General features: G+C 39.2%; 11 protein-coding genes and 1 riboswitch. Of the genes, 4 read left to right on the top strand and 7 right to left on the bottom strand.

The window, feature by feature from the left end; all coding sequences use genetic code 11:
* Positions 1-80 precede the first annotated feature (80 nt).
* Together B0X70_RS15230 and B0X70_RS15225 are read right to left on the bottom strand one after the other, a co-directional pair.
* Positions 81-509 carry a type II toxin-antitoxin system HicB family antitoxin gene (locus B0X70_RS15230; protein ID WP_217469736.1) on the bottom strand — a complete coding sequence of 143 codons (429 nt, stop codon included), beginning with the start codon at positions 507-509 and terminating at the stop codon, positions 81-83.
* 24 nt (positions 510-533) lie between these two features.
* Positions 534-716: a type II toxin-antitoxin system HicA family toxin gene (locus tag B0X70_RS15225; RefSeq protein ID WP_217469735.1), complete on the bottom strand. Its 183-nt coding sequence runs from the start codon at positions 714-716 to the stop codon at positions 534-536.
* Between the two features lie 768 nt (positions 717-1484).
* On the opposite strand from B0X70_RS15225, the gene B0X70_RS15220 reads away from it, so the two are divergent.
* Together B0X70_RS15220 and B0X70_RS15215 are read left to right on the top strand one after the other, a co-directional pair.
* Entirely contained in the window at positions 1485-3035 is a 1551-nt protein-coding gene (locus B0X70_RS15220) for a phosphoethanolamine transferase (RefSeq protein ID WP_217469734.1), read from the top strand.
* 100 nt (positions 3036-3135) lie between these two features.
* Positions 3136-4041 (top strand): GNAT family protein, encoded by a 906-nt coding sequence (locus B0X70_RS15215; protein ID WP_214069778.1) that lies wholly within the window; start codon positions 3136-3138, stop codon positions 4039-4041.
* Between the two features lie 114 nt (positions 4042-4155).
* Here the strand turns inward: B0X70_RS15215 and B0X70_RS15210 are convergent, their stop codons facing one another.
* The 5 genes from B0X70_RS15210 to dmsD form a co-directional block, all read right to left on the bottom strand.
* The gene (locus tag B0X70_RS15210) at positions 4156-4782 is read right to left on the bottom strand and encodes a tail fiber assembly protein (RefSeq protein WP_217469733.1); all 627 of its coding nucleotides are present in this window, start codon (positions 4780-4782) and stop codon (positions 4156-4158) included.
* A complete protein-coding gene (locus B0X70_RS15205; RefSeq protein WP_246593310.1) occupies positions 4782-5591 on the bottom strand; it encodes a tail fiber protein in 810 nt (269 codons plus the stop codon). Before B0X70_RS15205 ends, B0X70_RS15210 begins: the two co-directional genes overlap by 1 nt.
* Before the next feature lie 444 nt (positions 5592-6035).
* A complete protein-coding gene (locus B0X70_RS15200) occupies positions 6036-6608 on the bottom strand; it encodes a hypothetical protein (RefSeq protein ID WP_217469732.1) in 573 nt (190 codons plus the stop codon).
* Between the two features lie 436 nt (positions 6609-7044).
* Complete coding sequence (locus tag B0X70_RS15195) at positions 7045-8559, bottom strand: trypsin-like serine peptidase (RefSeq protein WP_217469731.1); 1515 nt, start codon at positions 8557-8559, stop codon at positions 7045-7047.
* Positions 8560-8980: 421 nt separating this feature from the next.
* Positions 8981-9577: a Tat proofreading chaperone DmsD gene (gene dmsD, locus B0X70_RS15190; RefSeq protein ID WP_217469730.1), complete on the bottom strand. Its 597-nt coding sequence runs from the start codon at positions 9575-9577 to the stop codon at positions 8981-8983.
* A 346-nt stretch (positions 9578-9923) separates the two neighbouring features.
* Positions 9924-10110, top strand: a riboswitch (cobalamin riboswitch).
* Positions 10111-10211: 101 nt separating this feature from the next.
* Here dmsD and B0X70_RS15185 point away from each other — a divergent pair.
* Together B0X70_RS15185 and cbiB are read left to right on the top strand one after the other, a co-directional pair.
* Positions 10212-11594: a cobyrinic acid a,c-diamide synthase CobB gene (locus tag B0X70_RS15185; RefSeq protein WP_217469729.1), complete on the top strand. Its 1383-nt coding sequence runs from the start codon at positions 10212-10214 to the stop codon at positions 11592-11594.
* Complete coding sequence (gene cbiB / locus B0X70_RS15180) at positions 11591-12550, top strand: adenosylcobinamide-phosphate synthase CbiB (protein ID WP_217469728.1); 960 nt, start codon at positions 11591-11593, stop codon at positions 12548-12550. Before B0X70_RS15185 ends, cbiB begins: the two co-directional genes overlap by 4 nt.
* Positions 12551-12563: the final 13 nt, after the last annotated feature.

Here is a 12563-nt window from a genome sequence, read left to right as displayed (position 1 = left end):
ACATTCAACAACATCGGAGACTCACAAATATAGTATCAATTGAAATTTTTTAAACTATGGTGCATCCATGCACCATAGTGCTACCTAAGTTCATGTCTTGCTGCTTCAGCTAAAAAGTGACTTCTATCTCGATATTGTGTTGGACTTTCTTTGACGCGATTATCAATACGCTGAATAAGCGTATCGGGTAATGAGATATTAATTCGCTGTTGCTTTCCGGAAAATTCAGATAAATCAACATCAATAACAAACCAACTATCAATGTATTGATATTCTGTGTTTTTTGCATAAACCAGATAGCCAGGGTCCTTGATTTGTTCAATGGCTTTACTGTTTGCAACCATATCTTCAACAGTTAACAAGATAGCTTCACGTGCCATTATCGCAATGTCTTCTTTACTATCAGCAGCAGAGAAACAACCATAATCTTTGGTACACAACGCAGGAATAACCAATCCATACGCTGTGTTTTCATCTTTCGGCAACTCAACACCTACTGAAAAAAACATGATAACCTCCAAAGTCGGCGGGGATTAAATCCCCGCCATTTTCTTTATAGATTTGACTGTGCCGATAGGCAGATCTTTTTTGGGATGCGGGACCAGGAACGTCTTTCCAGTTATAGGTGACCACCAAATTTGGTGACTACCTCCATTATGCCTTCTAAGTTCACACCCAACAGCAGTCAGCTCTTTTATCAGGTCAGTTGATTTCATGTATCCTCCTAACCTGACATCAGGTTACACACACATACACACAAAGTAAATTTATTTATCTCAGGCAAACGATGTCAAAAAAATGGCTAAGAGGGTTTGCTAATGCGTGATAGTTGAAAAATATTGCATTGCAACAGGTCACACCTAAAATTCAAGGAGTCAAAATCTTCAGAGGAAAACGTATTGCTTGGGATACACCGTGATGAAGTTTCTAAACTTACAAGACAAGATGGTGCTAATTTTTTGCTGATTTATCATTCAAAATGTGTTCGTAATTTCTTCGCGGTTAATATCTTTCTCTTTAATTTGCCATTTTGGTTATTTATTGATACGTGAATATACGCGATCTTTACCATATTTAGATCCGTTTGACACTTTAAAAATCTGAGTTGATAAGAGTTACGGTAAATTAATGAGTTATGGCAAACCTTGGCAAGCCAGTTTTTCAAAATATTCAATAGGAATAAATACGCTAGAAATTAGCTACACATATATTTAATAACTGTTTTGTTTACTTTATCATGTTACTATGATCTATTAGTGCGTGGCATGTTGTGTGTACTTTTCTACACTGGAGGTTATGGTGATACTTCTGCGTTATATGGTTTTTTTATATTGAAAATAAAGGATTCTGTTTTGAAAAGTAAATAAGATTTATCTTATTCACATAATAAAAAATCCATAGTATAGTATTAATAGAAAATTCGGCTGGATGAAGAAATTGAATCTCCGTTTTACTATTACACGATGCCCTATTGATAGATAAATATGAAACTTACAAAAAACCACCTAATCAAGCTGCTACCAGTTGTTGCACTCTTCATCTTTTGCCTTTTAGCTCATATGGCTCTAGGTTATCGCTTAAAAATAGCGTATGTATTCGCTATGTTCTTCATTTTTCTATTGCTAAACAAGGTCACTGTGGTTTATAGGCCCCTGCTTATCGTTCTTGGTATAGCAACTCTCGTTTATGCTCCTATCGGGCTTACATATGGATCACCAAACTTCAACTCAATTCTTTCGTTATTCTATACAAATGAACAAGAAGCTAGTGAATTTATCTCTTCTATTCCAATTGAGTACTATCTTTTTAGTACGTTTATCCTGATCTTTTGCTTGTTATCTTTGAAAGTAAACATTAATTTGCATAGAAATATTAACGTTCTTCTATTCTCTTTTGCGTTAATAACGATAATACATCACCCTTTAAAAGCATTTATACAGGGTAAGGAATTCAATATTCTTGACTCTGGGCTTCCTGAAATTAGAGCCATCAAAGATGTCACTATCAACTTTATAAGGGTAAAAATTGAATATAAAAGAATGCAGGAAATATTAAGTGAAAAGGATACATGGGGAACGGTATCGGCAAAGCCCAAATATAGCACCTACATTGTTGTGATTGGAGAAAGTGTACGTAGAGATTTTATGAATGCATATGGATTCCCGATACACAATACTCCTTTTATGAGCGCTGCCAATGGGACGCTTTTTACAAATTATATCTCAGCAGGTCCATCGACCCAGATATCATTGGCAAACTCACTAGCGATGGTCAAAGATGGTAAAAATATTTTAAGCAATAATATTGTTACATTAGCAAAAAAAGCTGGTTTTTATACCTACTGGATATCAAATCAAGGTTCTATGGGGATATTTGATACTCCGGTTGCCAGTATGGGAGCGAGGGCTGACTCTCCATTATTTATTAAAAAAGGTGAATCCAGTTCTGGTCTTAACAGAAATATGCCTGACACAAATATAATACCAATTGTGAAAAAAGCCTTAGAGGATAAGAGAGAAAATAAACTAATTGTTATTCACTTAATGGGATCTCATTCCCCCGCTTGTATCAGAACAAATTATGAATACAAAGTATTCTTTAAGTCAGAACAGATCTCTTGCTATATACAGGGTATTGAAAACACTGATGATTTGTTATCAATAATTACTGATGAAGCACAGAAAAATGAGAAGAGCTGGTCTTTGATGTATTTTGCTGATCACGGGGGTTCTTTCTTTGAGAAAGATACTAAGAAAATGAGGCTTGCTCATAATGATAAATATAAGCAAGATTATCAGGTTCCTATGTTTATTACCTCTTACGATGATACGTCACGTAATATTATTAACGTTCAACGCAATTCAATGAACTTCTTAACACTATTTTCAGATTGGACAGGTATTAAAGAGTCAACAATATCTGATAATTGTAAAATGTTGTCTAATGAAATATGTGAAAATCAAGATGATGTTCTGAACTTTAGTAATAAGTTCATGAAATATAGTTCATTACCGGAAGATAAAATTCCCGAATGAATTTCATATTATGAAAAATATAGATAGGATATGTGTCGGACTTGATTTATAAATACGTGAGCGCTGTTATTATGAACTATTTAATGGATAAATTTTTTAGATGAAAACATTATTATCTCTGTTTGGGTGGAAAGAAGCTAGCATTGATGATTATCGTCAATGCTACAGTATGTACGGTGGGGGATTAGCAACACACCCCGTTGTTTTAGATTTCATTCATAAACATTTTAAATGTGATGAAAAGTACTATGTACAGAAAGATTCTAATGGGCTATTGACTGCTGCCATATGCATATGGGGAGAGCGATTTCTTGCAAACGATCCTTGTACTCCATTATCGAAATATATCCGTATAGCTATTCCTAATGACGAATTAATCATACCCGCTTCTCCGGAAGCTAAATTTGTATTGCCTATTAAATCAAAATTTATTTCTCCTTTAAATAGGAAAAATGTGATTAATTCAACATATATATTTAATGCCAATAGAAGAGTGTGCATTGCTAAAGAATTAGGTAACGGTGGAATATCGACAAAATCCCAGAAAAAATATAAAGACCGATTGAAGCGCTTTCTAAAGATTGGAGGAAAAGTCGTAGATTGTGAATCTTTCAACCCAAGAGAAATAGCAAATATTTATTTCTCTCTTACCGAGAAAAGATGGGGTTCTTGTTGTGTTGATGAGGCGCTAACTCAAGAATTATTTGAACTAATTCAACCTCTTATATGGGGAAATATATTATTTTACAAAGATGAGGCATGCGCATTTCATTTTATTACAAAGACATGTACTTTTGAACACACTATCTTTGAGTTTATCCAGGCAGGAATGGATACTTCAGATGAATTGCAAAAGCATTCTATTGGCTCTTTACTAATTTGGAGCAATATAGAAAGAGCTTATTCTCAATATGAAAATGCCAGATATTCCTTCGGCTGTCCATCCAGAGAATACAAACTCAGATGGTGTAACCTACAACCCATTGGCAGAATATTGAGTCTGTAAAATTAAAAAGATCTATCCCGGTAGATTGCAAAATAATAGCATAATATTTCGAAGATAGACTAAATAGAATGCTTTACAATTGTCATTGGGCTGCATGGGCAGCCCTTATTGTTGTCATTCTGGCATCTCAGGCCATTTAATATCAGGGACCAATGAAGTGTCAACACGGTTCAGCAATACCAGATATTTTTTCCATTCAAGTAACAGAGTCTGTTCTTCTTCCGAAGCCAATTCAGTATCAACAGCATATTGGAGCAACTTAATAGTTTCATTAGTTTGTGTGCACAGTGTGTCGCGTAGTTGCTCTGCCTGCTCAATCTCACTATCCTTTATTGCTGCTTTGTCAGACACCCACTTTGAGCCATCCCATCGATCAAAATGAGTAATAGGTTGTTTGAATGTCAGGATTTCGGGTAATTCACCCAGTTCAGTAATTTCTTGCGGCGAGCGAGTTTGTGTGTTGTAAGCTGTTTTTCCACGGTAATCGGGTACAATTTCCCAGTGATTTCCGTCTGCTGTACGCCTAACAGCCGTAGAATCGGATTCGGGAAGTATCGGAGCATCTGTATAGGAACTTGCCGGTATGCCAACTCCTTTCATCAGATATTCTGGTGTCGCGCCGATAAATTCCCTTGAATGAAGTGCTGCATGGTAGATTGTTAACCAGCCCGCTTTTTCTGCCAATCCATCTTTACCTAAGGTTGCCGTTTCCAGTTCTAAAGAATATTTTTGTTCAGTCATTATGCTGCTCTCACTATGTAGTTAAATGCAATATTGCGGGGGCGGGTTTCGTTGCCAACCAAGCCACTGTTTGAGAAATTTTCAAAATCCGCTCCGTTATTTGTGAATGGTAGAAATTGTTTCCCATCTCCATGATAAGACCCAGGTTTATTGCGCCCGCCAGTAGTCGCACCGAACTCTCCACCCCAGCCGCCATAACCACTAACGTGTTGGTGCCACTGAACTTGTTGTGGTTGCCACGACAAAATTCCACGACCACGATCTACACCGCGCCCATCATCCCAACCACGGATAAACTCGCCTCTCAAATCAGGTAATTTGCCTGATGGGTAAGCTACTGCCAATTGTGGATATAGGGATTTATTAAATGCTTGGCCGTTGCACGTCAGGTAACCTGATGGAGGATTGGGTTGCGGCCACGGGATGGGTGAACCAACTGGGATATTATTTGCTGCGTTAATGTCATCAATAGTGGCTAATGTGCCATATTTTTGGGGAAAATTAGTAACAAAAATATTTTCACCAGAGGCTTTTCGCTTATACAAATAAATAGATTGATAATCATCGTAATTAAGACTAGCTTCAATACCAAAATGTCCTCTATTTTTCTTATCGGCGGGTGGTTTAAAATAGATACGTGGATAAGTACCAGTCGTCTCAACAGTGTCAACACTACCCCGCGCAAATTTATTATCAGACTCAGATTTTGAATAAGCCCCCACATCTCCGGCATTCAAACTGACATCCTCGGTCAACGGTTTACCGTTCACTTTCCGGCTGCTAGGCACGGCACTTTTCGCCAATTCCACCGTTTCCACTAAACCAAGGTTTTATAGAATTCATAAATTAACAACAAATCGTGTCGAAGCAGTATGCTAGGGCATTAAATGGGGATAGAAAGGGTAAAAACTGGCTATATCCATGTATTAATAAATGACCAGAATGACGATTATGGGGAACGGCACTGTGATTGGTTTAATTGCAATCAATTTTTGTGCATAAAATGTACTAAAAATGGTCGAAATAGATCACACATGTTGGCAAAACACGCATCTCCCCAATCATGATGGAAACGGATTAATTATGAACTGTATCAGTCACCGTCTTTTGCTGCTTTGCATATTCTAATTCTGGAGATTTGTTATAGCTAAATGAATTGGAGAGTTATCTGAAATTTTGTATAGGATTTGGTAACTACATCAAAACAGGCAACTCTCAATTTTTAGATTAAATTTCAACTAACACATCCAAATTTATTTAACGGAGAACTCTATATTCACACTTCGGTTTCTTACCCAAAAAGCTTGACTATTATAACAAATCTGTCCTCCGCAGATGGCATTTTCAACTATATCAGGACACCCTTTAATCAATGTATACCATTCTGGGCCAGATCCATCTGAATTTGCATGACCACGACCATGCCGAAATGTTAGTGTACAATTTTCTGTGTCTGTATTGGCAACATTAATATAACTGACACTCCAATCTACAGTTTTAGTTTCATTTGTACATCCATCTACCCAGTTATTGTTATCCTTTAGATTTCCCAGATAGGTTTGGCCTGCCTCTAAACGTATTTTTTTGTCTCCACTATCGTACATGCAATTAGATGATTGCGTAACAAGGGTAATACTCTTTGTCGCGGATGAGTTTTTAATTTGTAGTGCATATGTAGCTGATAGATTGGAAATTTTACCTTCTGAAATTTCTAATGTTGCCTCCTGATCGGTAATGTTTTCTTTTGTCTCAGTAGCTAAAGCTAATTGTGTTGACGAAGTTAGAATCACAATAGCTGTACCAATTAAAGTTTTCAAAGTGATCATATTAATAAACTCCTTATGATGAAATTATTCAACATTCCATCACATTAAAGTCATTTTATTTGCATTTAAGCAAGTGTTGTTGAACGTTATTGATATCGTAACGATAATTATAAGTATAATTCATATTTTTATATATTGAATTGTTTTTTTTAAATTAAAATCCTGATGTATATAAGGATATAACCTAATGAAATATTTGCGAATATATCTTTTACGAATGTGGTTTATTATGTAAATAATAACAAATAGGTTTTATCTAACTTTAAAATAATTTCATCAATTATAAAAAAAGTATCACCTATATGTTTGTTGTTTTAATATGATTAGAGGTGATGTTTATCACATTGGACTTGAGAGAAATCGAGAAGTTTTAATTGATTTTATATTTATAAGTGAGAATAAAAAAGGCCAGCAAATGCTGGCCAATGTTAAAGATTTATTTTTTAACTTTGAAATCATTAAAAAATATTGGGCTTCTGTTACCCGCTTGATCTAAGCCATATACACAAAAGCGTACTGGGGAATCTTTCTTTTTAAGAGAAATCGGGATTCTTCTATAAATAGAGTAACCTGTGTCATCGTCGCATTTTGTGGATTTTAATGGACCTGATTTTACACGTAAGTCAACAATTTCATAGGGGTTGAAAATAGGATCAACAATCCAACTATCCTCTGTTTCAAAAACTAATCTTGTTGTTGGTTTTATTGCCGGAGGCGTGTTATCAATTTCACGTAATTTTATTGATGCGTTAGACGTACTCTGCCAGTTTTTATTTGCAGAATGTTGTCCAATGACACACATTACGTAAACTCCTTCTTTGGAAGGAACGGTAAGTTTATCCAGCGGTTGTGTCGTGACTGGAATAGGTTTGCTGTATCCTTTAGGATCTGAACAATCAGTATTACTCGCAAGTCCTCCTTTATAGCGAATATTATTAAAACCCTGCTCCTCAAGATGTAAATTCCAGGTGGCAGGTTTGTTGTTAACTGTGCTCTTGGTAATTAGTGGGCCGCCAGCGTTAATAGTGATCCCTTTTCCATCATCAAATTTACTTAAATCCAGTTTTCCATCAGGGGTAAATGCACGTGCAATTTTATCAACAGGAATGTAATAACTGTCACCTTCACGTGAAAAACCTTTATCCTTAACCAACTCACAAGGCCGATTAACACCGCAACCCGTGTAATTTTGATCGACGGTGGTATTTAATACACCAATTATCTGGGGTTTATCTTTCAATATAACCGGTGAACCAGAAGTTCCTCCCGAAACACCGGCGCAATCAACAGAAACGGCCGGAGACCAAGCCCATATACCTTCATACACAAGAGGGGTTTTTCCAGTAATGGAGCAAGCCGAATAGCGTAGATAGCGTTTATCACCCGCTATGCCATTGGCTGGAATGTGGGCAAGTTCAATCGGCTGATTTACCGATGGTTCATAATCTTTTTGTAAAGTCACCGGCAGTATTCCGCGATTTGCTAACTCACCATAAGTTGCTTTAAGTCTGAAAACTGCAAGGTCGCCGCCTTTCATTGTTGCGTATAAAACTCTGTCAACACTAACAGGTTGGTGTTTATTGATTAAGTCAATAAAGTAATTTGGTGTGTATGTCCAACCAGGGCCTACAGGTTGATCAATTATTACTTCATTGGTATCTAATGAAGAGTCAAAACAATGGCCTGCGGAGAGAATAAGGGCTTGTTGATTGGCATCAGGGGTTTCTGAACCGGCAATAAGCGTCGCGGTACACAGTCCACGACCGCTCAGTTTTCCCACATGCTTAAATCTCTCAGCGCCCGGATCGGTAGATTTTAATAATGGAGCTTCATTGCGGGTATTGTCTTGTAGATTAGCAATATTCTCGCTGTTATTTTCGGGAAGTGCTTGTACGTAACAGCTTGTTGACATAATCCCTGTAATAAGTGTAGCTAAAAAGGTTTTTCTCATGTTTTTACCTCATGTTGTTTACATTTTTAATCTTTCCATGTAATGGAAACAGACATTCAATGAAGAAAGAATTATCGCTAAGTGTTTTTAGAACTTTAATAAATCTTCTATATGAGTATTTAATGTTTATTAATTTATGAATTAATAGACAGTTTTTTTAGCGCATAAAATCATTCTATTGGATGCCAGTTATCCATAGCCAATAATAAATAACATAAAAATCAGCCAAATAGTTTTATATACTGCGATAGAGCTATAACGTTCAATGGAACGAGAACTGATGATAAAGATTTTTCTGGTATAAATTCGTTGTTATAAAGGATGAATTGATTCAATGAGAGTTAAACTCCGGGATAATTTCTATTTATTCGTTGTTACTAAATTTATCACCCGGAGCGTTTGTTGTGGAATAATAAAAGTGTTAGAAAAATAATTTTGGTCTTGCTGGAATAAGTTTCAATTCAGTTTGCAATGTTTTTAAATAGTCAATAGTAATAGTTGCTAAGATGGAATAAAAATCATTTTCCAGTTTAGTTGTCTGAACTAATTCCAGATAACGGTAGGCCCACGGCAGTAAATGTTGTTCCAGTAGTGTGCGTGCGGCAGGTTTATGTCCTTGTTCTAAGATATAAACTAAGGCCAGCAGCATCAGACCGAATTGATCTTCGGGTTCCCGTTGTTCACTGGACAGGATGATATTCTGTTTTGCCAGAAATTCCCGGTAAGCTAGCGTGCTTTCACCTGATAACGCGTTTTCTCTGTCCAGATAAACCGATCCCCAAGGTGGGGCTGGCATAACACCTTGTCCTTCGAACAGGATAGAGTAGTCATATTGTAGAGATTCGGCTGAGAAGGTGGCGATCTGTTTTGTCAGGTTCTCTATTTTACAGTTATTTGGCCAAGGAAATAATTTATTAATATCGGCAAGTAATGGAATTAGCGGGCGCACTTGTTCTGATTTCGGTGAGTAATAAAAACAGGCGCCGAGAATACGAGGTATGGAGGTATCTAATAACATAGGTAGTTCTCATTGTGATTTGTGGTTATATAGATGATGTAAGCAGTGATTTTACGATAAGAAACATCATAAGCTTATGTGATATGAATAGATAGTTGATTATGATCAATGATTAATCTATTGCGGTGTTGTTACCATCATTATCACCAGATTAACGGTGATTTTTATTATAAAGCGTATAAGTTTATCGCCGAAAATAATAAAATTATCCGCTTTATTGGTGTGGAAAAATATATTTAATCTACATTTTAATTCAACGAATTTAATAAGGTTATTATGGTAAAAGTGAATATATATCATTAGTTATCTAATGATTTAATAACTTGAAAAGTAGACCACGTTAAAAATAAATAGACCGCCGTTGGGTTAATACCACACCTTAATGGTGTGGTTGGGAAGGAGGTGGAAATCCTCCGCAGCCCCCGCTGCTGTGATGCTGACAACTCCGCTGATGCCACTGGTCGGAAAGACTGGGAAGGTTGCGGGGAAGGGTGACGCTAAGCCAGAAGACCGACCTGACAGGCATGAGACATTAACTCCTTCGGTGGGAAGCGGGTTGTCATCCGAGTGGTGTGCGCAGTATTGGCACGTCTTATTGGCGCTCATTCTCCGATCGATATATCGGGAATTTTCTATGCAATGGTCAGGCAGGAAGGCATTTGTTATCGCCGGTACCGGTAGTGGCTGTGGTAAGACTACGGTTACCCTTGGCATTTTGCGGGCATTGATGTTGAGAGGGTTGGCTGTCCAGCCGTTTAAAGTGGGGCCGGATTATCTGGACAGCGGCTGGCACAGCTCTGTGTGTGGCGTAGCATCTCGTAATCTTGATGCATTTATGCTGTCGCCCGCGACCCTTAATGGTCTTTATAATGAGCATATGCGTCATGCTGATGTGGCAGTCATTGAAGGTGTGATGGGGTTGTATGATGGTTATGGTACTAACCCAAACTATTGCAGTAGCGCTGCAATGGCTAAACAGTTGGGATGTCCGGTGATTTTGTTGGTGGACGGTAAGGCTGTATCTACTTCTGTTGCCGCGACTGTTCTGGGTTTTTGTCGTTTTGATCCCTCTCTAACGATTGCGGGCGTCATTGTTAACCGCGTCAATTCTGAAAATCATTTCGAACTTATTCGTCACGCGATTGAACATTATTGCGGTGTTCCGGTGTTAGGGCGTTTACCCGTGATGAAGGATGTGTCATTACCGTCTCGTCATCTTGGCCTGATTCCTGTCCAAGAGCAGATTGACAATGATGCTCGCTGGCAGCGGTTGGCTCAACAGGTGGAGATGTATATCAATCTTGATCGTCTGTTGGCGCTTTGTGACTGTCCTGCTTTACCAGAAGGCGAGGCGCCATTATTGCCTAATCCGGCATTGGCTGATGGCTTGACGTTAGCGTTGGCAGATGATGAAGCCTTTAATTTTTATTACCCAGATAATCTGGAGATGTTGGAACGGGTGGGAGTACGTATTCACCGTTTTAGTCCACTGCATGATCGCAGTTTACCCAATTGTCAGATGATTTATCTCGGTGGTGGTTATCCTGAAATCTATGCCGCTAAGTTGGCTGCCAATAGTGCCATGCGGGAAGCTTTACAGGATGCTCATTATCGTCAAGTTCCCATTTATGCTGAATGCGGCGGCCTGATGTACCTTGGCAAATCGTTGACCGACGGTGAGGGGGCGAGCCACCAGATGGCCGGTATTCTGCCGGGGGAAAGCCATATGGGTACGCGGCTGATGCGCTTTGGTTACTGTCAGGCGCAGGCCCGTTTTGACACTTTACTGGCCGCGAAAGGTGAGATTTTACGGGGCCACGAGTTTCATTATTCTGATTTTATTAGCTCAGTACCTTCTGTCTTTGACTGTACTAAATGGCGTGACGGGATGGCAATACAGCAATGGGCCGGAGGCTATCAGGTACAACAAACACTGGCCAGTTATCTTCATATCCATTTTGCTCAGCGTCCTAGCCTGCTTGATCGCTGGTTGAGATCTGCAAGGAGGCTATTGTGACACTTGCCGCCTGGTTTGCTGCTTTCTTGCTCGATAGCTGGTTAGGTGATCCGCCACATTGGCCTCATCCGGTGCGTTGGATTGGTAAGCTTATCTCTCTGGTACAACGGGCGGTTCGGCGCTGTTGTCACAGTGAACGTGCATTGAAGGTTGGTGGAGCAGGGCTATGGATAGTGGTTGTTGGGCTGACCTGGCTGATAAGTTGGGGATGCCTATGGCTGATGTACTCCATTCATCCTTGGATTGGCTGGCTGGTCGAAGTGTGGATGATTTATACCCTGTTGGCTGGCCGTTGTCTGAGTGACACCGCGCTAGAGGTGCATAGCGTATTGAGGCATGGCTCTTTGGATGAGAGTCGCCAGCAATTGTCATGGATTGTCGGGCGAGATACTTCTCAACTGGATGCACCGCAAATCACACGCGCAGTGGTGGAAACAGTGGCGGAAAACAGCGTTGATGGGGTTATTGCTCCGCTGTTTTTTTTGATGATTGGTGGTGCGCCGTTGGCAATGGCTTATAAAGCGGTTAACACCCTTGATTCAATGGTGGGGTACAAAACCCAGGAATACCGCGCCATTGGGTATGTTTCTGCGCGTATGGATGATCTGGCGAATTGGTTACCAGCGCGGTTGAGTTGGCTGTTATTGAGTGCGGCAGCCTGGTTCATCCGGCTTGATTTTCGCCAGGCACTGCGTATTGGCTGGCGTGATCGTTATCAGCATGCCAGCCCTAACTGTGGCTGGCCGGAAGCGACGGTTGCGGGAGCATTGGGTATCCGCCTTGGTGGTCCGAATTGTTATTTTGGTGAACGAGTAGATAAACCCTGGATGGGTGATGAACGCCGTGAAATCTCGCTGATGGATATCCCGCGCAGTATCTATTTGATGATGATAGCTTCGCAACTGGCCTTACTGTTGTTTGCGCTGTTGCGTTTACTGTTGGTCGGAATGGCTTAGAAAAGGGCAAACA

Source organism: Photorhabdus akhurstii, from assembly GCF_019090985.1.
Classification (GTDB): domain Bacteria; phylum Pseudomonadota; class Gammaproteobacteria; order Enterobacterales; family Enterobacteriaceae; genus Photorhabdus; species Photorhabdus akhurstii.
This window is presented reverse-complemented; position numbering and strand designations above follow the sequence as displayed.

Excerpts from the sequence above, each read along its gene's own strand:
- B0X70_RS15185 (WP_217469729.1), top strand. The coding sequence starts at position 10,212 with ATGCAATGGTCAGGCAGGAAGGCATTTGTTATCGCCGGTACCGGTAGT.
- dmsD (WP_217469730.1), bottom strand. The coding sequence starts at position 9,577 with ATGTTATTAGATACCTCCATACCTCGTATTCTCGGCGCCTGTTTTTAT.
- B0X70_RS15220 (WP_217469734.1), top strand. The coding sequence starts at position 1,485 with ATGAAACTTACAAAAAACCACCTAATCAAGCTGCTACCAGTTGTTGCA.
- B0X70_RS15195 (WP_217469731.1), bottom strand. The coding sequence starts at position 8,559 with ATGAGAAAAACCTTTTTAGCTACACTTATTACAGGGATTATGTCAACA.
- B0X70_RS15215 (WP_214069778.1), top strand. The coding sequence starts at position 3,136 with ATGAAAACATTATTATCTCTGTTTGGGTGGAAAGAAGCTAGCATTGAT.
- B0X70_RS15225 (WP_217469735.1), bottom strand. The coding sequence starts at position 716 with ATGAAATCAACTGACCTGATAAAAGAGCTGACTGCTGTTGGGTGTGAA.
- B0X70_RS15210 (WP_217469733.1), bottom strand. The coding sequence starts at position 4,782 with ATGACTGAACAAAAATATTCTTTAGAACTGGAAACGGCAACCTTAGGT.
- B0X70_RS15230 (WP_217469736.1), bottom strand. The coding sequence starts at position 509 with ATGTTTTTTTCAGTAGGTGTTGAGTTGCCGAAAGATGAAAACACAGCG.
- B0X70_RS15200 (WP_217469732.1), bottom strand. The coding sequence starts at position 6,608 with ATGATCACTTTGAAAACTTTAATTGGTACAGCTATTGTGATTCTAACT.